Raw genomic sequence first — 534 nt, 5'->3', positions numbered from 1 at the left:
GTCTTCACTTCCTGATCGAACAACACTTGTTAAAACAAGAGCACTTTGGCGTCGCCACGGTATTTTTGATGATATCATGATGCATGTCGTTAATCAGTGCATTGCTTCCGGCCTTGTTCGTCCTAACGTTCATGCCGGTGTGGATGGCACACAAGTGCGTGCAAACGCGTCCATTCATAGTCTGGAAGACATAGAGCTGGCCCCGGTTCAAACCATTGAAGATTATCTGGAAGATAAAAAGCAACGTGATGAAGCATCTTTGAGCCAACCAGGCAATCCGGACAGCAATGATGATCAAACGCCTCAGTCGCCGAAACCAAAGAAACATCACCAATCGGATCACCTTCAGGAAAGTGCCAGCCATGAGGACTTTCATGGTAAAACATTTTCCAATCAAACCCACCGTAGTACAACAGACCCTGATGCCCGTCTGTACAAAAAGAGCAAAGGACAGGAGGCCTGTCCGCGTTACCTTGTGCACAACCTGGCAGATGTTGAGTCAGGCGTTATTTTAAAGACCAATGCAAGCATTGC

Annotated in this window: 1 pseudogene; it reads left to right on the top strand. The window is 47.2% G+C overall.

Annotated features, from left to right (window positions below):
* Positions 1-534: pseudogene (locus ABDZ72_RS14295) on the top strand (IS5/IS1182 family transposase); the annotation flags it as partial.

This window comes from Lentibacillus halophilus (assembly GCF_039522485.1).
GTDB classification, from domain to species: domain Bacteria; phylum Bacillota; class Bacilli; order Bacillales; family Amphibacillaceae; genus Lentibacillus; species Lentibacillus halophilus.
The sequence above is the reverse complement of the archived record's forward strand: the minus strand, read 5'-3'. Positions and strand labels throughout refer to the sequence as shown.